The organism is Mycobacterium botniense, assembly GCF_010723305.1.
In the GTDB taxonomy this organism is placed as follows: Bacteria; Actinomycetota; Actinomycetes; order Mycobacteriales; family Mycobacteriaceae; genus Mycobacterium; species Mycobacterium botniense.
In genome coordinates, this window is the sequence record NZ_BLKW01000004.1 from 682,990 (window position 1) to 709,551 (window position 26,562).

At 64.9% G+C, this 26,562-nt stretch carries 24 protein-coding genes; 16 read left to right on the forward strand and 8 right to left on the reverse strand.

Annotated elements, in window-relative coordinates; genetic code table 11:
• Nucleotides 1–30: 30 nt before the first annotated feature.
• A complete protein-coding gene (proB, locus tag G6N08_RS13235; RefSeq protein WP_163760576.1) occupies nucleotides 31–1,140 on the forward strand; it encodes a glutamate 5-kinase in 1,110 nt (369 codons plus the stop codon).
• Nucleotides 1,141–1,161: 21 nt separating this feature from the next.
• Here proB and G6N08_RS13240 read toward each other — a convergent pair whose 3' ends face one another.
• The gene (locus G6N08_RS13240; protein WP_163757977.1) at nucleotides 1,162–2,010 is read right to left on the reverse strand and encodes an NAD-dependent protein deacetylase; all 849 of its coding nucleotides are present in this window, start codon (nucleotides 2,008–2,010) and stop codon (nucleotides 1,162–1,164) included.
• Between the two features lie 189 nt (nucleotides 2,011–2,199).
• On the opposite strand from G6N08_RS13240, the gene G6N08_RS13245 reads away from it, so the two are divergent.
• Complete coding sequence (locus G6N08_RS13245) at nucleotides 2,200–4,242, forward strand: NAD(+) synthase (protein WP_163757979.1); 2,043 nt, start codon at nucleotides 2,200–2,202, stop codon at nucleotides 4,240–4,242.
• A gap of 95 nt (nucleotides 4,243–4,337) precedes the next feature.
• Here the strand turns inward: G6N08_RS13245 and G6N08_RS13250 are convergent, their stop codons facing one another.
• The gene (locus G6N08_RS13250; RefSeq protein WP_163757981.1) at nucleotides 4,338–5,159 is read right to left on the reverse strand and encodes an enoyl-CoA hydratase/isomerase family protein; all 822 of its coding nucleotides are present in this window, start codon (nucleotides 5,157–5,159) and stop codon (nucleotides 4,338–4,340) included.
• Between the two features lie 506 nt (nucleotides 5,160–5,665).
• Here G6N08_RS13250 and G6N08_RS13255 point away from each other — a divergent pair.
• On the forward strand, nucleotides 5,666–6,658 hold the full coding sequence (locus tag G6N08_RS13255; protein WP_163757982.1) for an SDR family oxidoreductase: 993 nt from the start codon (nucleotides 5,666–5,668) through the stop codon (nucleotides 6,656–6,658).
• 272 nt (nucleotides 6,659–6,930) lie between these two features.
• Nucleotides 6,931–7,767 carry an SDR family NAD(P)-dependent oxidoreductase gene (locus G6N08_RS13260; protein ID WP_163757984.1) on the forward strand — a complete coding sequence of 279 codons (837 nt, stop codon included), beginning with the start codon at nucleotides 6,931–6,933 and terminating at the stop codon, nucleotides 7,765–7,767.
• 161 nt (nucleotides 7,768–7,928) lie between these two features.
• Here the strand turns inward: G6N08_RS13260 and G6N08_RS13265 are convergent, their stop codons facing one another.
• Nucleotides 7,929–8,807, reverse strand: coding sequence for a PfkB family carbohydrate kinase (locus G6N08_RS13265; protein ID WP_281352751.1), 879 nt, complete (start codon nucleotides 8,805–8,807; stop codon nucleotides 7,929–7,931).
• Nucleotides 8,808–8,842: 35 nt separating this feature from the next.
• Here G6N08_RS13265 and G6N08_RS13270 point away from each other — a divergent pair, with 35 nt between their 5' ends.
• A complete protein-coding gene (locus G6N08_RS13270) occupies nucleotides 8,843–9,073 on the forward strand; it encodes a hypothetical protein (RefSeq protein ID WP_163756969.1) in 231 nt (76 codons plus the stop codon).
• A gap of 45 nt (nucleotides 9,074–9,118) precedes the next feature.
• Here the strand turns inward: G6N08_RS13270 and G6N08_RS13275 are convergent, their stop codons facing one another.
• Nucleotides 9,119–9,616, reverse strand: coding sequence for a ferritin (locus G6N08_RS13275; RefSeq protein ID WP_163757988.1), 498 nt, complete (start codon nucleotides 9,614–9,616; stop codon nucleotides 9,119–9,121).
• A gap of 298 nt (nucleotides 9,617–9,914) precedes the next feature.
• Here G6N08_RS13275 and G6N08_RS13280 point away from each other — a divergent pair, with 298 nt between their 5' ends.
• The 8 genes from G6N08_RS13280 (at nucleotide 9,915) to G6N08_RS13315 (ending at nucleotide 16,822) form a co-directional block, all read left to right on the forward strand.
• On the forward strand, nucleotides 9,915–11,162 hold the full coding sequence (locus tag G6N08_RS13280; RefSeq protein WP_163757990.1) for a glutamate-5-semialdehyde dehydrogenase: 1,248 nt from the start codon (nucleotides 9,915–9,917) through the stop codon (nucleotides 11,160–11,162).
• 27 nt (nucleotides 11,163–11,189) lie between these two features.
• On the forward strand, nucleotides 11,190–12,065 hold the full coding sequence (locus G6N08_RS13285) for an AAA family ATPase (RefSeq protein WP_163757992.1): 876 nt from the start codon (nucleotides 11,190–11,192) through the stop codon (nucleotides 12,063–12,065).
• Nucleotides 12,066–12,075: 10 nt separating this feature from the next.
• On the forward strand, nucleotides 12,076–13,518 hold the full coding sequence (locus G6N08_RS13290) for a vWA domain-containing protein (RefSeq protein ID WP_163757994.1): 1,443 nt from the start codon (nucleotides 12,076–12,078) through the stop codon (nucleotides 13,516–13,518).
• Between the two features lie 76 nt (nucleotides 13,519–13,594).
• Entirely contained in the window at nucleotides 13,595–14,227 is a 633-nt protein-coding gene (gene nadD, locus G6N08_RS13295) for a nicotinate-nucleotide adenylyltransferase (protein ID WP_281352789.1), read from the forward strand.
• Entirely contained in the window at nucleotides 14,224–14,592 is a 369-nt protein-coding gene (gene rsfS / locus G6N08_RS13300) for a ribosome silencing factor (protein ID WP_163757995.1), read from the forward strand. The genes nadD and rsfS overlap by 4 nt, the downstream gene beginning before the upstream one ends.
• Nucleotides 14,589–15,251, forward strand: a complete 663-nt coding sequence (gene gpgP / locus G6N08_RS13305; RefSeq protein WP_163757996.1) for a glucosyl-3-phosphoglycerate phosphatase — start codon at nucleotides 14,589–14,591, stop codon at nucleotides 15,249–15,251. Before rsfS ends, gpgP begins: the two co-directional genes overlap by 4 nt.
• Nucleotides 15,241–15,984, forward strand: a complete 744-nt coding sequence (gene octT, locus G6N08_RS13310) for a diglucosylglycerate octanoyltransferase (protein ID WP_163757997.1) — start codon at nucleotides 15,241–15,243, stop codon at nucleotides 15,982–15,984. The genes gpgP and octT overlap by 11 nt, the downstream gene beginning before the upstream one ends.
• A gap of 4 nt (nucleotides 15,985–15,988) precedes the next feature.
• Nucleotides 15,989–16,822, forward strand: coding sequence for a DegV family protein (locus G6N08_RS13315; protein ID WP_163757998.1), 834 nt, complete (start codon nucleotides 15,989–15,991; stop codon nucleotides 16,820–16,822).
• 75 nt (nucleotides 16,823–16,897) lie between these two features.
• On the opposite strand, the gene G6N08_RS13320 is transcribed toward G6N08_RS13315, so the two are convergent.
• From G6N08_RS13320 to G6N08_RS13330, 3 genes are all read right to left on the reverse strand, one after another.
• On the reverse strand, nucleotides 16,898–19,777 hold the full coding sequence (locus G6N08_RS13320; protein ID WP_163757999.1) for an MMPL/RND family transporter: 2,880 nt from the start codon (nucleotides 19,775–19,777) through the stop codon (nucleotides 16,898–16,900).
• Nucleotides 19,774–20,217 (reverse strand): MmpS family transport accessory protein, encoded by a 444-nt coding sequence (locus G6N08_RS13325; protein ID WP_163758000.1) that lies wholly within the window; start codon nucleotides 20,215–20,217, stop codon nucleotides 19,774–19,776. The genes G6N08_RS13320 and G6N08_RS13325 overlap by 4 nt, the downstream gene beginning before the upstream one ends.
• Before the next feature lie 203 nt (nucleotides 20,218–20,420).
• Nucleotides 20,421–21,569 (reverse strand): NAD(P)H-dependent amine dehydrogenase family protein, encoded by a 1,149-nt coding sequence (locus G6N08_RS13330; RefSeq protein ID WP_246216753.1) that lies wholly within the window; start codon nucleotides 21,567–21,569, stop codon nucleotides 20,421–20,423.
• Between the two features lie 815 nt (nucleotides 21,570–22,384).
• On the opposite strand from G6N08_RS13330, the gene G6N08_RS13340 reads away from it, so the two are divergent.
• Genes G6N08_RS13340 through holA form a run of 3 tightly spaced genes read left to right on the forward strand, consistent with a single transcriptional unit; the run spans nucleotide 22,385 to nucleotide 25,781 of the window.
• A complete protein-coding gene (locus G6N08_RS13340) occupies nucleotides 22,385–23,227 on the forward strand; it encodes a ComEA family DNA-binding protein (RefSeq protein ID WP_163758002.1) in 843 nt (280 codons plus the stop codon).
• 23 nt (nucleotides 23,228–23,250) lie between these two features.
• Nucleotides 23,251–24,765 carry a ComEC/Rec2 family competence protein gene (locus tag G6N08_RS13345; protein WP_371869059.1) on the forward strand — a complete coding sequence of 505 codons (1,515 nt, stop codon included), beginning with the start codon at nucleotides 23,251–23,253 and terminating at the stop codon, nucleotides 24,763–24,765.
• A gap of 47 nt (nucleotides 24,766–24,812) precedes the next feature.
• Entirely contained in the window at nucleotides 24,813–25,781 is a 969-nt protein-coding gene (holA, locus tag G6N08_RS13350; RefSeq protein ID WP_163758004.1) for a DNA polymerase III subunit delta, read from the forward strand.
• A 101-nt stretch (nucleotides 25,782–25,882) separates the two neighbouring features.
• Here holA and rpsT read toward each other — a convergent pair whose 3' ends face one another.
• On the reverse strand, nucleotides 25,883–26,143 hold the full coding sequence (gene rpsT, locus G6N08_RS13355; protein WP_163758007.1) for a 30S ribosomal protein S20: 261 nt from the start codon (nucleotides 26,141–26,143) through the stop codon (nucleotides 25,883–25,885).
• Between the last annotated feature and the right edge of the window lie 419 nt (nucleotides 26,144–26,562).

The following is a 26,562-nucleotide window of genomic DNA, read 5'->3' on the forward strand; positions in this document are numbered from 1 at the left end:
GAGCGAAGCGATGCCGAGGAGCGGCGCTCGATGACCCACGTCGCGCGGGAAGCCATCCGCAGCGCGCGCCGGGTCGTGGTCAAGGTCGGCACCTCCGCGCTGACCACGCGAAGCGGGGTGTTCGACACCGCCCGACTGGCCGGGCTCGCGGACGCGATCGAGGCCCGGATGAAAGCCGGTTCCGATGTGGTGATCGTGTCTTCGGGAGCCATCGCCGCCGGCATCGAGCCGCTCGGTTTATCACGTCGCCCAACGGATCTGGCAACCAAACAGGCAGCGGCGAGCGTCGGGCAGGTCGCGCTGGTGAACGCGTGGAGCGCGGCGTTCGCCCGCTACGGGCGGACCGTGGGGCAGGTGTTGCTGACTTCTCATGACATTTCGATGCGAGTGTCCCACACCAACGCTCAGCGCACGTTGGACCGGCTCCGGGCCTTACAAGCGGTGGCGATCGTCAACGAGAACGACACGGTGGCCACCAATGAGATTCGGTTCGGCGACAATGATCGCCTTTCCGCGTTGGTGGCGCACTTGGTCGGTGCTGACGCCCTGGTGTTGCTCTCCGACATCGACGGTCTCTACGACTCAGATCCGCGCAAGGGGGCTGCACGGTTCATCGCCGAGGTATCCGGGCCCGCCGATTTGGCTGGTGTGGTCGCCGGTCGCGGCGGCCACTTGGGCACCGGGGGGATGGCCTCCAAGGTGTCGTCGGCGCTTTTGGCGGCCGATGCCGGGGTACCGGTGCTGTTGGCCGCCGCCGCCGACGCCGCCACCGCGCTGGCTGATGCGTCGGTGGGCACGGTTTTTGCCGCCCGGCCGGTCCGGATGTCCGCGCGCCGATTCTGGGTGCGCTACGCAGCGGAGTGTGCCGGCTCGCTGATCCTTGACGAGGGGGCGGTGCATGCCGTCGTGCGCCAACGCCGTTCGCTATTGCCGGCTGGTATTACCGCGGTCTCGGGCCGTTTTCACGGTGGCGATGTCGTCGAACTCCGCGGTCCCGATACCACGGTGGTGGCCCGCGGTGTGGTCGCCTACGACGCGGCCGAACTGCTCACTATGCTGGGACGATCGACCTCGGAGCTGCCCGCCGATCTGCGCCGGCCCGCGGTGCACGCTGATGATTTGGTGGCAGTCGTGCGGTGAGGAATGCTCGCCGGGAAACGATCACGAGCACGCCACTGCGGCGGCGTCCGGCGACGAAAATTCGTTGGCCAGGAGCGTCAGTGTTTCCGAGCAGCCACTGTCGATCTTCACAGCGGCCAGGCTGTCGCCGCGGGTGCGGCCCCGGTTCACGATCGCGATAGGGATGCCGCGTGCTGCGGCGTGGCGTACGAAGCGGTAGCCGGAGAACACCATCAGTGACGAGCCGGCGACCAGCAGTGCTTCAGCGTGATCGACTAATGAATAGGCTTGCTCAACACGATTTTTGGGAACATTCTCGCCGAAGTACACGATATCGGGTTTCAGCATGCCACCGCAGGAAGGACAGTCGAGGTAGCGAAACGAGCCGGTGTCGGCGACGGCGGCATCGGCGTCCGGCGCGAGCGTCCGGTCACCGAGCGCCCGGATGCGCTCGGCGAAACCGGGATTGAGCTCCTCGAGCTTTTGGGCCAGCGCCGCTCGGCTCATGCCGGAGCCGCAGCTCAGGCATACCACCTGCGCATAGGTTCCGTGCAGATTGACCACGGTCCGGCTGCCCGCTTTGGTGTGTAGACGATCGACGTTCTGGGTGATCACCCCCGTCACCACTCCGCCGCGTTCAAGCTGGGCCAGCGCGTGATGCCCGGCGTTGGGCCGGGCCTCGTCCATGTATCGCCAGCCGATGTGGTTGCGCGCCCAATATCGTCGACGAAACGACGGATCCGACGTGAACTGCCGAAGCGTTACCGGATTGCTCGGCGGTGAATCGGGGCCGCGATAGTCGGGAATGCCCGAGTCGGTGGAGATCCCTGCGCCCGTGAGCACCGCAAAACGGCGGCCCGCCAACAGGGCAACGAGTTCAGCAGCGTCCACCCGCTCGAGCCTAGACGCGGCGCCGGCGGGCGTGGCGGTACGGCCCACACGCCGCGCCGGCTTGCGCGGGCACGCGTGGGCCGTGAAGTCGGCAGTGTGGGGTCAGTTCGGTGTCAGCATGCCGATAGGGTTCACCAAGCCGGCGACCCGTGCGCTCATGGTGACACCGGCCAGGCGAGAATGAACCTGATGGACTTCTACAGCGCATATCGCCAGGGGTTCGTGCGCGTGGCCGCGTGCACGCACCGCAGCGCGATCGGCGACCCGGTGGCCAATGCCGAGTCGATTCTGCGGATGGCGCGAGAATGCCACGACGATAATGCTGCGCTGGTGGTCTTCCCGGAGCTGACACTGTCGGGCTATTCCATCGACGACATCTTGTTGCAGGACGCCCTGCTCGACACCGTTGAAGACGCTCTGCTCGAGATCATCGCGGCTTCTACCACCGTGCTGCCTGTGCTGGTGGTCGGGGCGCCGCTGCGGTATGGGCACCGCATCTACAACACGGCCGCCGTCATCCACCGCGGCGCTCTGCTGGGGGTGGCCCCCAAGTCCTACCTGCCGACGTACCGGGAGTTCTACGAGCGCCGCCAGCTTGCGGCCGGCGACGATCAACGCGGCACGATCCGCGTGGGCGACACCGAGGCGCCGTTCGGCCCCGATCTGCTGTTCGCCGCCGCAGATCTGCCCGGTTTTGTGTTGCACGTCGAGATCTGCGAGGACATGTTCGTGCCCATCCCGCCCAGTGCACAGGCGGCCCTGGCGGGTGCCACGGTGCTGGCCAACCTGTCCGGCAGCCCGATCACGATCGGTCGCGCCGAGGATCGCCGTCTGCTGGCCCGGTCTGCGTCGGCGCGCTGTCTAGCCGCCTACGTGTATGCGGCCGCGGGGGAGGGCGAGTCGACGACCGACTTGGCTTGGGACGGCCAGACCATGATCTGGGAAAACGGGGTCCTGCTCGCCGAATCCGAGCGTTTCCCCAAAGGTGAACGCCGCTGCATCGCTGATGTCGACACTGAGCTGCTGCGTGCGGAACGTCTGCGGATGGGTACTTTCGACGACAACCGGCGTCACCACCGGGGGCTGGTGGAGGCGTTTCGGCGGATCGAGTTCCGGCTCGATCCGCCCGTCGGCGATATCGGGCTGCTGCGGCAGGTAGAGCGGTTCCCGTTTGTGCCGTCCGATCCGCTACGACTGCAACAGGACTGCTACGAAGCCTATAACATCCAGGTCGCCGGGCTTGAGCAGCGGCTGCGTGCGCTGAACTACCCCAAGGTGGTCATCGGGGTGTCCGGGGGGCTGGACTCAACCCATGCGCTGATAGTCGCCGCCCGCGCAATGGATCGCGAAAACCGTCCGCGCCGCGATATTCTCGCGTTCACACTACCCGGATTCGCCACCGGCGAGCGCACCAGGGGCAACGCGGTGCGGCTGGCACGGGCGCTGGGCGCGACCTTCGAAGAACTCGACATCAGGCCGACCGCGCAGCTGATGCTCAGTGAGATCGGCCACCCATTCGCTCGTGGTGAGCAGGTTTTCGACGTCACCTTCGAAAACGTCCAGGCCGGTCTGCGCACGGACTATCTGTTCCGGCTGGCCAACCAGCGGGGAGGTATCGTGCTCGGCACCGGGGACCTGTCCGAGCTGGCGCTGGGTTGGTCGACATACGGTGTGGGCGATCAGATGTCGCACTATGACGTCAACGCCGGCGTGCCTAAAACCTTGATCCAGCATCTCATTCGGTGGGTGATTTCATCCGGACAGTTCGACCGGGAAGTCTGCGAGACCCTGCAGTCGGTGCTTGACACCGAAATCACGCCCGAACTCGTCCCGACTGGTGAGGAAGAAGAACTACAGAGCAGCCAAGCCGTAGTCGGGCCTTATGCGCTGCAGGACTTCTCTTTGTTTCAGGTGCTCCGTTACGGGTTCCGGCCGTCGAAGATCGCGTTTCTGGCGTGGCACGCATGGAGTGACCCTGAGCACGGCGCCTGGCCGCCCGGGTTCCCCGAGGATAAGCGGCCGTGCTACTCGCTCAAAGAAATTCGGCATTGGCTGCAGGTCTTTGTCCAGCGGTTCTATTCGTTCAGCCAGTTCAAGCGCTCAGCATTGCCCAACGGCCCCAAAGTCTCTCATGGTGGCGCATTGTCTCCGCGCGGCGACTGGCGCGCGCCCTCAGACATGTCGGCACGCACGTGGCTCGATGAGATCGAGCGCGAGGTCCCCAAATGCTAAGACTGTGTGGCTGGTGTGCGTCTGACCGTTGGGTGCCGCGGTGATCCGGGCGTTTCAGTAAGGCAAACTTCTGGTTGCGATATGGCCGACCGCGGCTACAAGCGGCCATCGACGCGAAGTTTGGGGTGCACCCAGTTCGGTGACCGTCTTTCGGCAAATGCGCGGAAGCCCTCGACGGCCTCACCGCTTTCGATGCTGGCCTGCATTCCGATCCGGTCATACAAACCCAGGTAATTGTCCAGGCTCGCCTTGACGATCCGTCGCGCTTGCGGCGCGGTGCGACAACATTGCGCGAGGACTTCCCGCGCGCTGTCCATCAGCTGGTCGTGGGGCACCATCCGCGCCGCGACGCCCCACTCGACGGCTTCCGCCGCAGACAGGGTCCGGCCGGTGAACATGAGATCACGGGCGCGGATCGGCCCGACGATGCGAGCCAGCATCTGGCTGTAGTAGGTGTCGGCGATGCCGCGGTACAACTCGGGAACCCGAAAGGTTGCGCGGTCACTGACCACCGCAACGTCACTGCACATCGCGATCTGTAGCCCACCGCCCTGACACAGGCCGTTGACCGCGGCGACCACCGGCTTGGCCGACGTGCGCAGCGTGTCGAACGGTGTCACATCCATCGACAGCGCCGACCCGAAGTGCATCCAGTCGTCATCACCGCCCCCGCCGAGATCGCCTCCCGGCGCGAACACGTCGCCGGTGCCGGTGATGAGCAGTCCGGCCAGATCTGCATCGCCGTTGACCCGGCTGACTGCGTACCGGATTCCGAAATACATCGCCGGTGTCAGCGCGTTACGCGCCTGCGGACGATCGATCGTGACGACCGCGAAAGGGCCCTCGCGGGTGAATCTCAGGTAGGGCGTTCCCAGCCAGTCGCCGTCCGGAGGACGCGGGGTTTTCGATGTCGCCATGCGCATTGTGACCTTTCTCGCAGGGTGGTCGTTTTGCAGGATGGTCCTTGCCGACGATAGGGTTCAAACTGCCGGGGACGGCGTGGTTTTCATACGTTTGTCGTCTGTGTCCGCTAATTGAGCGATGCGATTCGACCGCTGTGTAGGACACCCCGCTGTGGTCGCCAGCTTCACACCCAACGTCGCCGAAGAAATGTAGATCGCGCTGAAGTCGCCGGAAACGGCTGCTGCCGATGCAGATCGCTCCGAGCGGCCGTCGATCACGCGTAGGGTGCCGGTGGATCCAGGCGCGCAGTCGACCATCAGCACAACCTTACGCACGGCCGCTCCAAAGGTCCCTTCTCCGTGCGCGCTCCCGGCGGCGGGAGCAGCCGCCATAGGTTCATCCGCGGCGGTCTCCCCGGATGTGACGGTGCTTGTGACATCATGTCACACGTGGCAGACTGCTTCGTGTCATCTCGGCGATCCCCCGCCACGACTGAGGAAATCAACTGAGGAAATCCATCGTGTCACTTCCCCCCGAGCCCTGGTTTCTGGTTTTCGGCGCCGCCGGACATATCGGCCGTCCCTGCGCTCAATGGCTCGCCGAGCGACACCCCGCGGCGCACCTGCGGGTGGTGTCCAGCAGACCCGACAGGGCCGCTGAATTGGCCGAGTTGCACCCGGGCGCCGACGTCATGATCGCCGACTATCTGAACGCCGACGATATGCTGGCGGCCTTCGAGGGCATCCATGCGGCGTTTGTCCTGACACCGGATTTCATCGACGAGAAGACCGCAATGACCAACGTGGCCAATGCGGTCAACGAGGTCGGGACGCTGGTGCGGCTCGTCCGGCTGATCGGCGATCCGCCGGGAATCCGCGACGAATCCGAGGTGCTGGCGTTGTGGGGACCCGACTATCGCAACGAAACCGCTCTGCATCACCTGCGTGCCCGCAAAATACTGACCGGAGCCGGCGTGCCGGTCGTCTACATGAATATTCCCGGGTGGTTTTTCGAGGACTTCTCCGAGTTCCTGGCCGATCCGATCCGCAAAAAGCGCACCTTTGTCATGGCGGCAGACCGGCCGATGAACTTCATCGCCACCCGCGACATCGGTCGTTGCGCCGCTGAGCTGCTGCTGGATCCGTCACTGACCGAGGTCGGTGAGACGCTGCATGTGGAAAACGGCATTGACACGATGATCAAGTTCAGCGCGATCGCCGACTTGATGAGCGAGGCGTGGGGCGTGCCGATCCAATACGACGGCACAGACGAAGCGTTTCTGCGTGAGCTCGGTCCCGCCTTGCGCCGCTACTACAAGCGTGAGGACGCCGCCGAGCACATCCTCGCCGAATGCCACCACGAGGTGCCGTTCATCAATGCGCTATTGGAGCGCGGCAACGATTTGCGCGGCGGCGAACGCCACCTCACCCCGCAAATGCTTGGTTTTGAGGCGCTGTCGTTGAAGTCGTGGCTGCAGGACAACCGAGATGTGTTCGTTTCCGGGGCCGACTAGCGCCGTGCTGGCACGGTGAGACGTGCAGGATCCGGCGCGGCCTGCAACCGGCGCGGAGCGATTCCCCCCGAACACCGCCGGCGGTGGGCTGCCGTCGCGGTACGTCGGCGATGCGAGGCCCGACTGCGTGCTGTCGTGCGGTCCGGCTGCGTGCGCGTCGGATTTCACCCCTGCAAAACGCCCGGGCAATCGGGATCGCCGCCGTGACGCGCTCCAGCCGCTACGCGGCGAGCCCAAGCAATCCGACCGCAACGATTTCGCAAGGAGCTCCAATGAAAGAACTGACGGCGGCGACTGCTCTGGTCACCGGAGCCTCGGGCGGCATCGGACGCGCCATCTGCCTGGAACTCGCCGGCTGCGGCGTCAACCTAGTGGTGTCCGGCCGCCAAACCGGCCCCCTGCATGAGCTTGTCAGCGACCTGCACGCAAAAAAGATACGGGCTGTGGCGATTTCCGCTGATCTGGCCCAGACGGTGGCGGCGGAGGATCTGATCGAGCGTGCCGAACGCGAGTTCGGCCCGATCGATATTCTCATCAACAACGCCGGAGTCGAACGGCCGGCCGCGTTCACTGACACCACCGCCGAGCAGATCCGCACCATGGTTGAGGTGAACCTGACGGCCGCCATGCTGCTCACCCGCCGCGTGCTGCCGGGGATGCTTCAGCGCGGACGTGGCCATATCGTGTTCGTGTCGTCGGGACTGGCCAAGATGGGCAGCGCCTACCAAGCGCCCTACTCGGCGACCAAAGCGGCCCTGATCGCGCTCAGTCACGCCCTGCGCGCCGAATACCGCGACACCCGGATCGGTTTTTCGGTTGTGTGCCCGGGATTGGTGACCGGCGCCGGCATGTACCAGCGGATGCTCGACGAGGGATTCCGCGCCAAACCGATACTGGGCACGACGACGACCAGGCGGGTGGCCCGCAAAGTCGTGGCGGCGATTCGCCACGATCGCCCCGAAACCCATTGCACCGGCACCCCGGTGCGGCCGCTGGCCGCGGCTCTTCAACTGCTGCCGCGACTCACCGAGGTCGTCACCACCCACACCGGAATGACCGATCTGTTCGGCCGGGTCGCGGCCAGCCGCACCGGTGCTCACTATCCGTAAAGCAGGGTTATTTCACCACCCACTCACGATGGTCACCGCGACTCGGCGACCGCCGCCTGAAGGCTGAACGGCAGATTGTTCGCAAGGGGCGCGCCGTGCTCGCCGCATATGCAATGGGCACGGCCGGCCCCTTCTTCCCCCGGTCGATGCGGTGCGCCGATTCACCGCGGCAGTTCGGCTTCGTCAATAGCCTTCGCGTAGGGGGCGCAGTCACCGGCACCGGGCACCAGCGTCGCCAATGCACTAGCGGCGCACGCCCGCCGCAACGCTCGCATCCGTTCGGCTGGTGAACCCGCATGGTGCGGCCAATTGGCGGCGAGCACACCGGCGAACACGTCTCCCGCGCCGGAGGTGTCCACCGCCTCTACCGCGGGTGTTGGAACGGCGAAGTCGTTACCGGCAGTGCTGTAGGTGGCGCCGGCAGCGCCCCGGGTAACCACGCGATGTTCCACCGGCCAGAGCCAGTGCTCGGCTTCGGTCTGGTTGACGACGAGCACGTCGGTCAGCGCGGCCAGCTCTGCGAGCTCATTGGGGTCGTGACCGGTCGGCGAGGCATTGACGAGTACGGTGGCTCCGCCGGAACGAGCCTCGCGGGCCGCGGCGATGGCCGTCGCGACCCGGATCTCCAACTGCACCAAGAGGACGTCGCAGTTGGCGACTATCGCGCGCAGCTGCGGTGCGTGCAGCTCCAGATGATGATTGGCACCGGGCGCGACGATGATCGCGTTCTCACCGGTAGCTTCCACCAACACGACCGCGGTACCGCTCGAACCGGGCACGCTGATCAGGCCATCGTCGCCGACTCCGTTTTCGGCCAGGTGTGCCCGCAGCCTCGCAGCGGCCGGGTCGTCGCCCACTGCACCGACGAACTGGACCTGCGCACCCGCGCGCGCCGCCGCCACCGCTTGATTGGCGCCCTTGCCGCCCGGCGTTGACCAGGCTGACTTGGCCAGCACCGTTTCGCCCGGACGGGGCAGCGTGTCGACGTCAAGCACCAAGTCCATATTCACGCTGCCCACCACGCATACCCGCGTTGTCACTTTGCCTACGTTATCGTCCCGTCGGGGATCGTTTCGTGACGCTTGGGGCAACCGAGGAAACGCCGCATCCGATGCGCAACCGATCGCCGGTGGTGGTGCGCACGTTGCGGGTGAGCTACGCGGCATCGCGGGAAGCCGACTTCGGCAACCCCGCGATGCTTAGCGCGCTCGCTACGGCATCGCCGCACGTCAATTCCGATGCAGCCGATCCGCCCAGGTGTCAGTCACTCGGCACTCCGCCGGGGGCGACCGGCGAGGCGGGGTGAGTGACTGCACCCCGATAACGTGTGGGCCGTGGATGACACTGCACATCAGTTGACATCCCGGGCGACGAACTCTTCAAGGTCAAAGAGGTTGTCCCCGGCGCGCTCAGCGACCCGCAACAGTGTGGTCATCACCGCCTCTTCTTCGCGTTGCTCCTCCAGGAACCGCCACATGAGCTGCTCACCGAGGTAGTCGCCTTCACTGCGGGCCGCGGCGGTAAGGTTGCCAACTTGCTTGGTGACAGTGCGCTCCAACTCGAGCGCATGCGCGATCGCGTCGCGGGGGGTGTCGAACTGATTGCGCACTTCGTCGGTTCCCGGGATCACGACCCGAAAATCACGGTCGACGAAGTACTGCACCATCTTCATTGCGTGCTCGCGTTCCTCATCGGCCTGCCGATAAAAGTATTTTGCCAGCTGCGGCAGGTCGTCGTTGTCGAAATATACGGCGATCGCAATATATTGCTGTGCGGCCGTGAATTCGTTGCGAATCTGCTCTTCCAGCAGCATATGAAATTTCGTTTGAGGAGTGTTGTGATCGGTCATGTCAAACAAGTTACCGCAGCTCAAAGGCGTTTGCAACGAAGGTAATACTTATTGAGGTCAGGTTCTCCTAAGTAAAGCAAGGCTACCTTTGATAAATTCATCACTGCCATTCCTTCACTCACAAAAGGGAAGGCTTCCCTCAGTAAAATAATGTGCGGTATCGCACGCCCTTGCCGCTCTTATTCGGCAGCGTTGAGGCGCGGCTGGCGCGTGACTGGGCGCGGATTTCAGTCTGTTCCGGCAAGCCGTCAGGCCAGCCCTGCTCACCGACCCGCGGCAACCCCGATACTCTGGGCTGATGAGTCTGCAAGCACCGTCGCTTCCTGACTTGCGGCACGACGTGCACCAGGCCGCGGCTCGGGCCCGTGTTGCCGCGCGGACCCTGGCGGCACTGCCCACGGCTGTGAAAAACCAGGCGCTGCACGCTGCGGCGGAGGCGCTACTGGCCCACGTCGACAAGATCCTGGCTGCTAACGCTGAAGACCTGAATGCCGCGCGCGATGCCAGCACCCCGGCGGCGATGCTCGACCGGTTAGCCCTCAACCCGCAGCGCGTCCACGGGATCGCTGCCGGCCTGCGGCAGGTCGCCGGCTTGCCCGATCCGGTCGGTGAGGTGTTGCGCGGCTACACCCTGCCCAACGGACTTCAGCTGCGCCAGCAGCGTGTCCCGCTGGGCGTGGTCGGCATGGTGTACGAGGGCCGGCCCAATGTCACCGTCGACGCGTTCGGCCTCACGCTGAAATCCGGTAACGCCGCGCTGCTGCGCGGCAGCTCGTCGGCAGCGCGGTCCAACGAAGCCCTCGTCACCGTGTTGCGTGCGGCCCTGGCCAGCCAGGACCTGCCCGCCGATGCGGTGCAGCTGCTGGACAGCTCGGACCGGGCCACCGTTACCCACTTGATCCAGGCCCGCGGGCTCGTCGATGTGGTGGTTCCGCGCGGGGGAGCGGGTCTGATCGAGGCGGTGGTGCGTGACGCGCAGGTGCCCACCATCGAGACCGGTGTCGGTAACTGCCACGTCTATGTGCACGAGGCCGCCGATCTCGAGATCGCCGAGCGTGTCCTGCTGAACTCGAAGACGCGACGGCCCAGCGTGTGCAACGCCGCCGAGACGTTGCTGGTCGACGCGGCGATCGCCGATCGAGCGCTGCCGCGGTTGGTGGCCGCGCTGCAGGATGCCGGGGTAACGGTGCACCAGAACCCCACTGAATCCGAATTGCGCCAAGAGTTCCTCTCGATGGATATCGCAGTGGCGGTGGTCGACGGCCTTGATGCCGCCATCGACCACATCAACGAGTACGGCACGGGCCATACGGAGGCCATCGTGACGACGAACCTGCTGGCGGCCCAACGATTCACCGCAGGAGTCGACGCGGCCGCCGTGATGGTCAACGCGTCGACGGCGTTCACCGACGGTGAGCAGTTTGGTTTCGGCGCCGAGATCGGCATCTCCACCCAGAAGCTGCACGCCCGCGGCCCGATGGGACTGCCCGAATTGACCTCGACCAAGTGGATTGTCTGGGGAGACGGCCACACCCGTCCCGCCTGACCCCCCCCTTTCCTAGGAGGGTTTGCAGTGAGCGTTCCCGCGCGGCCCATCCCGCTGTTCGCCGATGTCGACGATGTCGCCCGGCGGCTCGCCGAGACGGGCTATCTGCCCGACACGGCCACCGCGACGGCGGTGTTCCTCGCCGACCGGCTGGGCAAGCCGCTGTTGGTGGAAGGCCCCGCTGGTGTCGGCAAGACCGAGCTGGCCCGTGCGGTCGCCGAGGCCACCGGGTCGGGTCTGGTGCGTCTGCAGTGCTACGAAGGTGTCGACGAGGCGCGCGCGCTCTACGAGTGGAATCACGCCAAGCAGATCCTGCGCATCCAAGCCGGCTCGGGGGACTGGGAGGCAACCAAGGCCGACGTGTTCAGCGAGGAGTTTCTGCTGACTCGCCCGTTGCTCACCGCGATCCGGCGCACCGAGCCGACCGTGCTGCTGGTCGATGAGACCGACAAAGCCGACATCGAGATGGAAGGCCTGCTGCTCGAAGTGCTTTCCGATTTCGCGGTAACGGTGCCCGAACTGGGCACCATCACCGCGTCGCGTGCGCCGTTTGTGGTGCTGACCTCCAATGCCACCCGCGAGCTGTCGGAGGCGCTCAAACGGCGTTGCCTGTTCTTGCACATCGATTTTCCCAGCCCCGACATGGAGCGGCGCATCCTGCTGTCGCGGGTCCCTGAGCTGCCCGAGCACCTGGCCGAAGAGCTGGTGCGCATCATCGGGGTGCTGCGCGGAATGCAGCTAAAAAAAGTGCCCTCCATCGCGGAGACCATCGACTGGGGCCGCACGCTGCTGGCACTGGGCTTAGACACTATCGACGACGCAACTGTGGCCGCCACGTTGGGTGTGGTGCTGAAGCATCAATCCGACCAGCAACGCGCTGCAGGTGAACTTCGCCTGAACTAGGGGAACACCGATGGCTGTACGTCGCGTCCGCCCCAGCCAGCCACTGGCTCCGCACGGCCTGCCGGGTCACCTGGTTGGGTTCGTTGAAGCGCTTCGTGGGCAAGGTATTTCAGTAGGCCCGTCCGAGACGGTGGATGCCGGCCGCGTGCTGGCCACCCTTGGGCTTTCCGATCGGGAAGTGTTGCGCGAAGGGATCGCCTGTGCCGTGCTCCGTCGGCCTGACCATCGCGACACCTACGACGCGATGTTCGATCTGTGGTTCCCTGCGGCGCTGGGTGCGCGAACTCTGATCACCGAAGACGAGGCGACCCACGCCGATATTGCGCTGCCGCCCGACGACGTCGAGGCGATGCGGCAGATGCTGGTCGATCTGCTCGCCGCCAACGAGGATCTCGCCGCGATGGATGAACGGCTGGTGGCGATGATCGCTCAGATCGTCGAAGTGTATGGCAAATACAGTTCCAGCCGCGGCCCGTCGTATTCGGCCTATCAAGCGCTTAAGGCAATGGCGCTGGACCAGCTGGAGGGCAGGTTGTTGGCGGGGTTGCTGGCACCTTACGGTGACGAGCTCACACCCACCCAAGAGCAGATCGCTAAAGCGGCTGCCGCACAAAAGATCACCCAGTTGCGCAAACTAGTCGAGGCGGAGACTAAGCGGCGCACTGCCGAACAACTCGGGCGCGAGCACGTCCAAATGTACGGCATTCCGCAGCTTTCGGAGAACGTCGAATTCCTGCGCGCCTCGAGTGAACAACTGCGTCAGATGCGCCGCGTGGTGGCGCCGTTGGCGCGCACCCTGGCCACTCGGCTGGCGGCCCGACGTCGTCGCGCCCGGGCCGGCTCGATCGATTTGCGCAAAACACTGCGGAGGTCGATGTCCACCGGCGGTGTGCCGATTGACGTCGTGCTGCGCAAACCACGACCGGCGCGTCCGGAGCTGGTGGTGCTCTGCGACGTCTCGGGGTCGGTTGCCGGCTTCAGCCACTTCACGCTGTTGCTAGTGCATGCCCTGCGTCAGCAGTTTTCCCGGGTGCGCGTCTTCGCGTTTGTCGACACTACTGACGAAGTGACCCACCTGTTTGGGCCTGACGCCGACCTGGCGGTGGCGATCCAGCGGATCACCAGGGAGACCGGTGTCTATACCCGCGACGGTCATTCCGACTACGGCAACGCCTTCATCTCGTTTGTTGAGAATTACCCGAATGTGCTGTCGCCGCGCAGCTCGCTGCTGGTGCTCGGCGACGGGCGTAACAACTACCGCGATCCGGCTACCGACGTGCTGGCGCGGATGGTGACCGCCAGCCGGCACGCGCACTGGCTCAACCCCGAACCCAAACACCTTTGGGGTAGCGGAGATTCGGCAGTGCCCCGCTACCAAGAGGTGATCATGATGCACGAGTGCCGGTCGGCGAAACAGCTCGCCGCGGTGATCGACGAGTTGTTACCGGTGTGAGCCCGGCCCGAAGCGGGGCGCTGAGCCAGGCCAGCATGCTCCAGTAAGCTGGCCAATCGTGCAAATCCGGCGTCGAGTGGGCGTGATGGGCGGGACGTTCGACCCCATCCATAACGGTCATCTGTTCGCCGCCAGCGAAGTGGCTCACCTGTTCGATCTCGACGAAGTGGTGTTCGTACCCACCGGACAGCCGTGGCAGAAAGACCGTCAGGTCAGCGATCCCGAAGACCGTTACCTGATGACGGTGATCGCGACAGCATCTAATCCGCGGTTTTCGGTGAGTCGAGCAGACATCGACCGCCGCGGCCCCACCTACACCAAGGACACGCTGCGGGATCTGCGTGCGCTCAACCCGGATTCCGAGCTGTATTTCATCACTGGCGCCGATGCGCTGGCCTCCATCTTGTCGTGGCACAACTGGGAGGAGTTATTCGCGATGGCACGGTTCGTCGGGGTCAGCCGGCCCGGCTACGAGCTGGCTCGCGAACACCTCTCGGACGTTCTCACCAGACTGTCTGATGACGCGCTGACGCTCGTCGAGATCCCGGCGCTGGCGATCTCGTCAACCGACTGCCGTCAGCGTGCCGCGCAGTCCCGGCCGTTGTGGTACCTGATGCCAGATGGCGTTGTGCAATACGTCGCTAAGCGGGGGCTTTATCGTGTGACCGCGCAGGACTTGCAGCCGTCGACTTCTGGGGACGACTCGTGACAGCCACCCGGGAAGCTATTGAGATGGCGCGGGTGGCCGCCGGCGCGGCGGCCTCGAAGCTTGCCGAGGATGTCGTGGTCATCGATGTGTCCGGACAGCTGGTCATCACCGACTGCTTCGTGATCGCCTCGGCATCCAATGAGCGGCAGCTCAACGCGATTGTCGACGAAATCGAGGAGAAAATGCGCCGAGCCGGCTATAAGCCCGCGCGCCGAGAAGGTGCCCGCGAAGGTCGCTGGACCCTGCTGGACTACATCGATATCGTCGTGCACATCCAACACCGGGATGAGCGTGATTTTTACGCCCTGGACCGGCTCTGGCGTGACTGCCCCCAGGTGGCCGTCGACCTCGAGAACGCGCCATGAGGGTGCGGCGACTGGTGATGCTGCGCCACGGGCAAACCGAGTTCAACGCGGACACCCGGATGCAAGGTCAATTGGACAGTCAGCTGAGCGAGCTCGGCCGCGCGCAGGCTGCTGCCGCAGCGGAGGTGCTGGGCAAACGCCAGCCGCTGCTTATCGTGTCGTCGGATCTGCGGCGCGCCTACCATACGGCGGTCCAGCTGGCTGAGCGTACCGGTATTCCGGTGCGGGTGGATTCCCGATTACGGGAGACCCACCTGGGCGAATGGCAAGGCCTGACCCACGAACAGGTCGACGCCATTGCCCCCGGTGCCCGGCAGGCCTGGCGCGAGGACGCCACGTGGGCGCCGCACGGGGGCGAGAGCAGGGCCGACGTGGCCGCCCGGAGTATGCCGCTCATCGCCGAACTGGTGTCCGGCGAGCCGGAATGGGGTGTCGGCCATCGACCGGTGGTGCTGGTGGCCCACGGCGGTCTGATCGCCGCCCTCTCGGCCGCACTGCTTCGGCTGCCGCTGGCCAACTGGCCGGCATTGGGAGGGATGGGCAATGCCAGCTGGACGCAGCTGAGCGGGCACTCCGCCGGCGCCGCTGACCTCGGTGCCATCCGCTGGCGCCTGGATGTATGGAATGCCCCCGCACAGGTTTCCGATGATGTCCTCTGAGCAAGTGTCGCGACCCGTACTGTTGGTCTTCGCCGATTCGCTGGCCTACTACGGGCCCACCGGGGGGCTGCCGGCTGACGACCCGCGGATTTGGCCCAACATCGTCGCTTCCCAACTGAACTGGGATGTCGAGTTGCTCGGTCGAATCGGCTGGACCTGCCGCGACGTGTGGTGGGCAGCTACGCAGGATCCGCGCGCGTGGGCTGCGCTACGCAGAGCCGGCGCGGTGATCATCGCAACCGGCGGGATGGATTCGCTGCCGTCGCCGCTGCCGACCGCGCTACGCGAGCTGATTCGCTATGTGCGGCCGCCCCGGTTGCGGCGCTGGGTCCGCGGCGGCTACGGCTGGCTACAACCGCGGGTGTCGCCAGTGGCCCGAGCCGCATTACCGCCGCGCTTGACCGTCCAGTACCTGGAAAAGACACGCGGTGCAATTGATTTCAACCGTCCGGGAATCCCGATTGTGGCATCGCTTCCGCCTGTTCACCTCGCCGAGACATATGGCAGAGCCCACCAGGGCCGCGCGGCAACGGCGGGCGCCATCAGCGAATGGGCGCAGCGCCACCGCATCCCGGTGGTGGACCTCGCAGCAGCCGTCGCTGAACACATCATGAGCGGCCGTGGTAACCCTGACGGTATCCACTGGAACTTCGAGGCACACCAGGCGGTCGCGGAGCTGATGCTCAAAGCCCTCGCCGAAGCGGGGGTGCCCGACGAGAAACGTCGCGGCTGACCCGATGTCCGTCGTGGTGGTCACCGATTCGTCGTCGCGGCTGCCGGCCGATGTGCGACGGCGGTGGGGAATCCGGGAAGTCCCGCTGCACATCCTGGTTGACGGCACCGATCTCCGCGATGGTGTGGACGAGGTCCCCGAGGATATTTATCAGCGCGGCGACGCAACCACCGCCGCGGCCACCCCGGCCGAACTGTCTGCTGCCTATCGCCAGGCGCTGGACGACAGTGGCGGCGACGGCGTGGTGTCAGTGCATATTTCGGCGGCGCTGTCGGGGACTTTCAGCGTGGCCGCCAAGACTGCCGCCGACGTCGGTCCGGCTGTGCGGGTTATCGACTCGAAGTCGGCCGCTATGGGTACCGGTTTTGTCGCGTTGGCGGCCGCACGGGCAGCTGCCCACGGCAGCGACCTCAACGCTGTCACGGCTGCTGCTGAGTCCGCGGTGCGCCGTAACCACGCGTACCTGGTGGTGCAGCGGCTAGACAACCTGCGCCGCAGCGGGCGGATCGGCGGCGCGGCGGCCTGGCTGGGGACTGCGTTGGCGCTCAAACCGCTGTTGCGCATTGACGACGGCAAACTTGTTTTGGCTCAACGGGTCCGCACCGCCAGCAAGGCCGTGGCTGCGATGGTCGACCGGATTTGCGAGATCGTCGGCGACAACACCGCTGCACTGGCGGTGCATCATGTGGCCAACCCCACCGGTGCGGCCGACGTGGCTGCAGCGCTCGCGGATCGGCTGCCCGGGTGTGAGCCGCCGATGGTGACTGATCTGGGCCCGGTCCTCGCGGTGCATGTCGGCGCCGGGGCTCTGGCGGTGTGCGTCGAGGTAGCCCCTTAGGCAGTGCACGCAACGCGAGGGCAGATGTCCCCGGCTTTCGCGGCGCATGTCGCTCTCAGGTGACGCTGGGTGGCCTTAGCCACGCGTAGGTACCGCCAGAGGAGCGGTGTCGTCGGACAATCGAGCGGGCCGGCGTACGTTATCGACGCCGCGCGGGTGGACGATTTGCGGCCACCAAAACCAGCGTCCCAGCAGCGTGGCGATCGACGGCATGAACAAGGTGCGAACGACCAGCGTGTCCATCAAGAGACCGACGCAGACCGTGGAACCGAACTGACCGAGCACTCGAAGATCGCTGCCCAGCATCGCGGCCATGGTGAAGGCGAACACAAGACCCGCTGCCGTCACCACCCCACCGCTGCCCGCCATTGCGCGGATGTAGCCCGTCTTCAACCCGGCGTGTATTTCTTCTTTGAACCGCGACACCAGCAGCAGGTTGTAGTCGGATCCGACCGCCAACAAGATGATGACAGACAGCGCCGCCACCACCCAATGGATGTTAATGCCGAAAATGTCCTGCCAAATGAGCACGGAGAGGCCGAAGGCCGCGGCGATCGAGCTGGCTGCGGTGCCCACGATGACCAGCGCTGCGACCAGACTGCGTGTCAGCAACAGCATGATCATGAAGATCAGGGTGAGCGAGGACAATACGGCGATCATGAGGTCGTATTTCTCGCCGTCGTGCATGTCCTTGTAGGTCGCCGCGGTACCACCCAGATAGATCTTGGCGTCCGACAACGAGGACTGCTTGAGACCTTCCTGCGCGGCCGTGCGCTCCGCGTTGACACGCGCGATTCCCTCAGGGGTAGCCGGGTCACCCTGATGGGTAATAAAAAACCGGGCTGACTTGCCGTCGGGCGACAAGAACATTTTCAGACCGATCTTGAAGTCGTGATTATCGAACGCTTCGGGCGGCAGGTAGAAGAAGTCGTCGTTTTTGGAAGCATCGAAACTTTGTCCCATGACGATCACAGTGTCATTCATTGCTTCCATCTGGTTGATCATTGCTTCGAAGGTGCTGTGCATCGTCAGCGTCAGCGCTCGGGTCGTTTTCAGCGATTCGATCTGAGGCAACAACAGCGCAGCCAGTTGCGGCTGGAGTGCGTCGACCGAGTCAAAGTCTTTTGCGAGCTGATGAAATCTCTCGTCGAGCTGGTCGATACCGTCCAAGGAATCCCAGAGCGACCTGAGGGACCAGCAGATAGGAATATCGAAACAGTGTTTCTCCCAATAGAAGTAACTGCGGATAGGCCGCCAGAAGTCGTCAAAGTCAGCGATATGGTCCCGCAATTCGTCGGTGATCTTCGTCAGCTCGTGCGTGTCGATGTCAGTCCGGTGAGTAGCCTCAACAAGCTGGAGCTGGACTTTGTACGTCTGCTGCAATGTGTCTATCGTTTTTTGCAGATCGTCTGCCATTTTCAGCATATCAGCTATGCGGTCCTTCAGAAATGCCATGTTTTGTATGGTCGTCTGGCCTTGCATACTGTTCTGAAATGGTATCGAACTATGCTGAATTGGAATCCCTAAAGGCCGGGTGATGTCCTGGATCATGGCAATGCCGACGACCCGAATAACGTTTTTAGCCACCCGGTCCAGCACCAGCATATCGGCCGGATTTCGCATATCGTGAGTGGCTTCGACCATTAACAGATCCGGGTTCATCCGGGCCTGGGAGAAATGCCGATCCGCAGTCGCGTACCCGACGTTGACCGGTGCGCGGTCGGGCAGGTAGTAGCGGTCGTTGTAACCCGGCTTGAACCCCGGCAGGGCTACCATCCCGATCAGCACGACAACGGTACTGGCTGCCAGAATTGGCGCGGGCCAGCGGACGACTGCGATGCCGACCCGGCGCCAGAGGCGGCCTTTGGCTGCCCGCTTGGACTCCAGCAGTCCGAACCGGCTGGCGACGGTGATAACGGCGGGCCCCAGAGTGAGTGCGGCTGCGACAACGACGAGCATGCCGAGCGCCACGGGCACACCCATGGTATGAAACCAGGGCAGCCGAGCAAAGCTGAGGCAATAGGTTGCTCCGGCGATTGTCAGACCCGAACCCAAAACGACGGGGGCGACGCTACGGAAAGTGGTGTAATACGCCGCTATTCGATCCTCACCGGCCGTGAGCGCCTCTTGATAGCGGCCGATGAGGAATATCCCATAGTCTGTTGCCGCCGCGATCGCCAGCATTGTCAGGATATTCGCCGCGAAGGTAGTCAGCCCGAAGGCATTGTGGTAGCCGAGAACGGCAATGATCCCCCGCGAGGAGGCCAGCGCAATACCGGTCATGAAAAGTTGGACCAGTGTCGTGACGATCGAGCGGTAGACAAGGAACAACATGATCGCGATCGCCGCCAAGGTGAACAGCGTAATTTTGGCCAGGCTGGCGTTCCCGATGACGTGCATATCGTCAGAGAGCGCCGCCGGACCGGTGACATAGGCTTTGACCCCGGGCGGCGCCGGCGTCCGATCCACCACGTGGCGGACGGCTTCGACGGATTCGTTCGCTAACGTGGTGCCTTGGTTACCGCCGATATTCAGCATCACATAGGCGCCCTTACCGTCAGCGCTCTGAACTCCTGCCGCGGTCAACCGGTCGCTCCAGAAGTCCTGGATGTGCTGAATATGCTTCGGGTCTTGGCGCAGTTGACGGATGATGTCGTCGTAGTAGCGGTGTGCGGCATCATCGAGGGGCTGCTGACCCTCCAGCACGATCATGATCGTGCTGTTGGAGTCGAATTCTCTGAAGTTATGACCCAGGCGCATCATGGCCTGCATGGACGGAGCGTCCATGGGGGCCATCGGTGCCGAATGCTCCTCGCTGACCACTTCCAGCCGCGGCACGATGGTGTTCACGATGACGGTGATGAACACCCACACGCCGATGATCGGCACGGCGAACAGGCGCAAGGTGTGTGGGATCACCGGATAGTGGGTGCGCTCGGCGGTGATAGGGCTCATGCGGACTTCACCAGACAAAACGTTTGGGCGTTGAGACCGTCGGCGGTTTTTTCTTCGCGGACCACACCGTCGACGGTGATACGGCAGCGGATTTGATCACCATCGCCCTGCGCCATAATGTTGGCGCTCACGGCGGGCAGGGTTGTGCTGAGCGTGTAAGACCACGGCAGCGGTGCGCCGTTGACTTGGTGGGTGTTGGCTTCGGCGTCCCAGTAGTTGATGTTGGCGGTGGTGCCCGGCGGCCCAAAGACCTCATATGTCACGACTTTGGGGTTGAACTGCACGATCTCGATCCCGGCCCCGGCGTTCGCGTTGAGGTCTTGGGAGCCGAAGATGCGATGGAGTCGGGACACCCCGAAGCCCGACACAGTGAGCACCACGATTACGACCACGGGGATCCACAGTCGTTTGAGCACTCGGGTCAGTGAAACCTTCCTCATGCCGCCTCCTCCCGCTCACCGATCAATGGTCGTTGCCCGCTGGTGGAGCCACGGATTGATCTCGGCTGGCGGGGTGGCCGAGAGCGTCCGTGGCCCCGACCCGAACGCTGTCGAAAACGCTCGCCTCCGTTGCTCACCACCGAGATCAACAGAACCTTTGCACGGCTAAGTATCGTAGTCTATACGGAACGCGCGCGTTCACCCTAGTTGGGCGCGGGACCGGTGGTATGGCCCGACGATGCCGCGCGGCCGGTGATCGGCGGTAGGTCCGCAAGTGTGACGATGCCGGGCTTAGCCGCGACCACCGCCGGGACCGCATTGGTCACTGGCATCGCCGTGTAGATCATCCCCAAACCCATAAATCCCGGCTCCGTCCAATCCTCTGGTGCCAAACAGTGAATGACTGTGCGCATATTCGGCAGTCCGAATACCTGGATGACATGGCCGTGTTGGAGCGGTTTTGGCGGGACCACGTGATCACCCATGGTCCAGTTGAATCCGACGCTGACAACGTTCCTGTCGCCCACCCAGCCGCGGTGATATCCGTAGACCCCGGCCACTGTGCCCTTGGGGATCGTCATGAACCCCAGGTCAGTGTCGGCGGTGGCCGGTGTGAAGGTGACGTCGAAAGTCATCGTGTCCAGGTGCGCACCGATCGCATCAGCCATCATGGCTGCCGACTCGGCGAAGACTTCACTTTCCCGGCGCACACTGTCGGCCAGCCCCGGAGTGTCGGGGTGCTGGGAAAATCCCATCGCGCGCTGGGTTTCTGCCGATTCGTAGGCCGAGCAATCCACCGACTCGGTGATGCGGATCTCATCGACACGCTCGCAGGCTCCGCTGAGCACCATGCCGACCACGTTCGTCACGCCGGGGTGCGCACCGCTGCCGAAGATTGTCGATTTACCCCGTTCGCACGCGGCGAGGATACGTTCGCGCTCCCGCGTGGTCTGCTTGCCGCCCGTGATCCAGGCGGCGCTGGAGCACACGTTCACTCCCGATTCCAGCAGCTGCACGAGCTCGTCAATGTTGGGCCACAACGGGTTGTAGCAACAGGCGTCGGCGCCTAACGCGAGTAGCGCGTCGATATCGTTAGTGGCCGTTATCCCGGTGGGCTGGGCCCAGCCGCATAATTCGGCGGCGTCTACACCGACTTTGTCACGCCCGTGGGCGTACACCCCCACCAGCTCCATGTCCGGGCGACCGATGATCGCATGCAGTGACCGGCGCCCAACGTTTCCGGTTGTCCACTGGATCACCCGCAGCGGCCGGTCAGACTGGTCGCGGCAAGCGGCATGCGAATCCGAAAGCCCAATGTTTTCGGGGTTTTTGCGTTGATAAGGGACGGGCATGAGTCAGTCGGTGATGGTGAAACTCGACATGAGCCGACCGTCAGACGCGAGATAACTCGCCATTCCGGTGCGGGTGCCCGCCGACCGGAATTCGAGAACTTCGTCGCAGAGTTCGACCATAAGGGATGCTCCAGGGATATCTCCAGGGATATGAGGTGGCGGCGCTTCCGTAGGACCGGCAGGCGCAGCTGTTCGCACGCAAGCCTGCTGTGTTCGATGGTCATGACGCCGGGCCGCAGCCGGTTGACCGAGAACCTCGGGATCATGCCCACACTGCCAGACCAGTGGATCGCTGGCCGACAGCCCAGTCTGACCCCCAACTCGCGACGTGGCCGGGGAGGCGATCACCGGGTTGAGGTTACCTTCGGTAATCGGCTTCGGGGCATGCGGGTTCATGGTGCGGGCCCGCTCCGGCAACACCGGCTCCGCGGTCAGTCCGGGCGCACCGCCAGGGCGCCGGTGCGCTCGCGGGCGAACTGTGACTCACGCATCGGGCAGCATCCGTGAATCACCTTGGCCGACAACCGGTGTTTCGACAGAGTCGAACATTTTCGCTGGTGTCTGCTCAGGACCCGGTGGCGGGCCGCGAGGTCGGTTACGAGCGGCTGCTACGCACCCGGTCCCCGGTGGACGATGGGTGTGACAAGACTCGGTGTCAGCGTTGGGTGCGGGCCGTCGCCCGAGTGCGGTGCGAACCACCGGGCTGGGTTCGCCAGGCCAGCGCGGTTGTGCACAGCCACGGGTTAGTCCACAGCAGCGCGACCGGGCGAGCTCGGGCGGGGAAGTTGCCGGGCTGCCATGTCTATGGTCGCCCCATGCAATCCGAACTGCCTGTCGAGCGGTTGCGCCGGCGGCTCAGCAGCCCTCCGGACAGCGACGCGCGTGCCGATTCGGGTGCGGCTGCCGAAACCGATGACGACGACGACCCGAATTCGTTGTTAGGGCGATGGCTTCCTGATGCGCGCCCGGATGGGGGGTGGCTGGCTAAAGTTCGCGCTGATCCGGGCCGCTCCGGTGCGGTCGCGCTGGCGGCGGTCGCCGCAGTCGCGGTACTGGTCACAGTGTTCACATTGGTACGCGAGCCACGGGCACCAGTGGCCTCGGCCAAACTTCCCCCAGTGGAAATGGTCTCGTCGGCGACCCGCAATCCCGTCCCGAATCCGTCAGCTCGCCCCGACCTGCCCGTGGTGGTCAGCGTGGTGGGCTTAGTACACACTCCCGGGCTGGTCACTTTGACGCCCGGGGCTCGAGTAGCCGATGCGCTCAAGGCCGCCGGCGGCACCCTGGATGGAGCGGACACCCTCGGCTTGAACATGGCCCGGCCGGTCGGCGACGGCGAACAGATCGTGGTCGGACTGGCCCCGCCCCCGGGCCGGCCGGCCGTGCTGGGTAGCTCGGTGGGCGCGGGCTCGGCCACCCCGAAACCGCCCAGCGCACGGCCCCGGCCGACGACGTCCCCAGCCAATGAGGTGGTCGACCTGAACACCGCCACCGTGGAGCAGCTGGATAGCCTGCCGGGTATCGGGCCGGTCACCGCGGCCGCGATCGTCGCTTATCGGGAAGCCCACGGCAAATTCACCAGCGTTGATCAGCTCGCCGACGTCGAGGGCATCGGACCGGGACGCTTGGAAAAGCTCCGTCCCCACGTGCGTGTGTGACATCACTACCCGGTCCCGACACCCTGACCCCTGAGCGGGTGGACGTGCGGCTGGTTCCGGCCGCACTGACGAGCTGGATCGTTACTGCGGCCGGGATCGTGTGGCCGGTGGGCAGGGTGATCGCAGCGCTGGGCGTGATCCTGGGTGCCGTCTCGGCGGCATTGCTGTGGTGGGCGGGGCGCGGTGCTACCTGGGCGCGGGCGGTTGGTGTGGCGACGATCGCAGCCGGTGCGGTGGGTGTCGGCTTTGGGATCGCGATCACGCTGCGCACCGAGGCGGTTCGCCATCACCCGATCACCGCAGCTTTTGGCACCACCGCCCAGGTCACAGTCACCCCCACCGAGAGTGCGCTCGCGGTGGGGGGCAGTCGAATGATGTTCCGGGCAAAGCTGCAGCGCCTGGGCCCGCACGAGATATCAGGCCGGGTAGTGGTTTTCGCGCGCACGCCGGGTTTTGCTGACATCATTGTGGGCCAGCCAGTGCACTTCACGGCGCGGATCAGCCGCCCCACCCGCCATGACCTGACGGTCGCGGTGCTCAATGCGACGGGGGAGCCGACCCGAAGCCAGGCGGGCCCGGTGCCCCGGGCCGCCCACACCGTCCGCGATCGATTCGCTTCTGCAGCGCGTGAGGTGTTACCCCCGCAGCAGGCTGCGATCTTGCCTGCGTTGGTCCTCGGTGACACGTCGGCCATCCCCGCCATGACCAACCATGACTTCCGCGTCGCGGGTTTGACACACCTGACGGCGGTCTCCGGCGCCAACGTCACCATCGTGTGCGGAGCGGTGCTGTTTTCGGCACGGCTGGTCGGGCCGCGTACCGCTGTGGGGCTGGCCGCAGTGGCATTGGTGGCCTTCGTCATTGTGGTCCAGCCGACGGCCAGTGTATTGCGCGCGGCGGTGATGGGCGCGATCGCGCTGCTGGGGATGTTGTCGGCCCGACGACGACCGGCCGTCCCGGCGCTGTCAGCCACCGTGCTGGTGGTGATGGTCGGTGCACCCCACCTCGCCGTCGACGCAGGTTTTGCCTTGTCTGTGGTAGCCACGGCCGCGCTGGTGGTCATCGCGCCGGTCTGGTCACGGCGCATGGTGGCGCGGGGCTGGCCCAAGCCGCTGGCGGATGCGCTCGGTATCGCATGGGCCGCGCAGGTAGTGACCGCTCCGTTGGTGGCCGGTATCTCCGGGCGGGTCAGCCTGGTGGGCGCAGCCGCGAACCTGGCGGTGGCCGTCGTGATCGCACCGATCACGGTGCTGGGCAGCGCCGCGGCTGCGCTGTGCGTGATATGGCCCGTCGGCGCGAGTGTGCTGATCCGCTTCACCGGTCCGGAACTGTGGTGGGTGCTGAGTATCGCGCATTGGTCGGCCAGCATCCCCACGGCGAGTATTCCTGTGCCCGCGGGCCTGGTCGGTGTCCTCGTTGTCGGTGGCGGTGCGGTGGTGATCGTCGTCCTGTGGCGCTGGGCGTGGTTTCGGGCCGCTATCGCGATCGGCGTTGTGTGCCTGCTGTCCTGGTCGCTGTCAGGGTTGCTGACCAAATAAGTGGCTGCCGGATCGAATTAGTCGGCCGCTCGTGACAGGATCGTGGCGTGAGCCAGCCGGTTTCGCCGCTACACCTGATCCTGGGGGACGAGGAGCTGCTTGTGGAGCGCGCGGTGACCAGCGTGCTCCGAGCGGTGCGGCAGCGGGCAGGTACCGAAGATGTGCCGGTGAACCGGCTGCGCGCAGGCGAGGTCGACACCTACGAGCTGGCGGAATTGCTGAGCCCGTCGTTGTTTGCCGACGATCGCGTCGTCATCCTGGATTCTGCCGCTGAGGCGGGCAAAGATGCCGCCGCGCTGATCACGTCAGCCGCTGCCGACCTCCCGCCCCACACCGTGCTCATGGTGGTGCACTCGGGTGGCGGACGGGCCAAAGCGCTGGCCGAGCAGCTGCGTGCGCTCGGTGCTCACGTGCATCCCTGTGCGCGGATCACCAAGGCCGGTGAGCGTGCCGACTTTGTGCGCAAAGAGTTCCACTCGCTGGGAGTCAAGGTCGATACCGAAACGGTGACCGCGCTGCTGGAGGCGGTGGGGTCTAACCTGCGCGCACTCGCTTCAGCCTGTTCCCAATTGGTTGCCGATACCGGTGGCCGGGTCGATGCCGCAGCAGTGCGCCGCTATCACAGCGGTAAGGCCGAGGTCAAGGGGTTCGATATCGCCGACAAGGCCGTGGCCGGCGATCTCGCGGGCGCCGCCGAAGCACTGCGGTGGGCAATGATGCGCGGCGAGCCCCGCGTCGTCTTGGCTGACGCGCTCGCCGAGGCGGTGCACACCATCGGCCGGGTGGGGCCGCTGTCGGGCGATCCCCACCGGCTGGCGGCCGAACTGGGATTGCCAACCTGGCGGGTGCAGAAAGCGCAGAAACAGGCCAGGCGCTGGTCACGGGACACGATCGCCGCTGCGATGAGAGTGGTGGCAACGCTCAACGCCGACGTCAAGGGTGCCGCCGCGGATCCCGACTATGCGCTGGAGTCCGCGGTCAGGAAGGTCGCCGAGCTGGCGGCCAGCCCGCGGTGACGATGCGGGCCGGGTGACCGCCCGAGGGTACACCGCGCACTGCGGCCAGTGTCAGCCGCTATAGACCCTATAGACCACCAGTAGTAGGGCAGCAGTAGTGCTCAGAGCTTATTGAATGCCCGCGCCAGCGCCGATTTCTTGTTCGCGGCCTGGTTTTTATGGATCACGCCTTTGCTTGCCGCCTTGTCCAGCTTGCGGCTGGTGGCCACCAGCAACTCAGCGGCTTTCTCCTTATCGCCGGCCTCGGCGGCCGCCCGGAACTTGCGGATAGCCGTCCGGACCGACGACTTCACCGACTTGTTGCGCAGTCGTCGGCGCTCATTCGTCCGGTTGCGCTTGATCTGCGACTTGATGTTGGCCACGCGTGAGTTCCTCTGTCGATCCAATCGCTTGAGCTAAGGCCACCGTCGTTGACCGGTTTCGCGGTGCCCGATGTCGGGCGGCAACCGCCCAGGCTATCAGCGCCCAGGCTATCAGTCAGCGCCGCGTTGCCTCAAAACGCACCTGTCGGGTCGGCCACGACCGCGGGAGATGTGCCCATGTTCGCAGCAGTGGATGCTCGACCAGGTGTCAACGCTTTGGCTTCGCAACCGCGCCAAGGCTCCGGTACCCCGGGCGACATGAGGCGTCAGATCCTGTTGAGCGGCCACCGTCGCCGGGAGATTGCGCAAAGTGTCCCGGTGTCCGGGGCTCAGACCGATGGTGAGCCGCTGTTTGTGCCGGCGTGCCAGTTCGACAACCTTGCGCAACAGCTTCTTTCCCGCCGCGGTGAGGTAGAGGG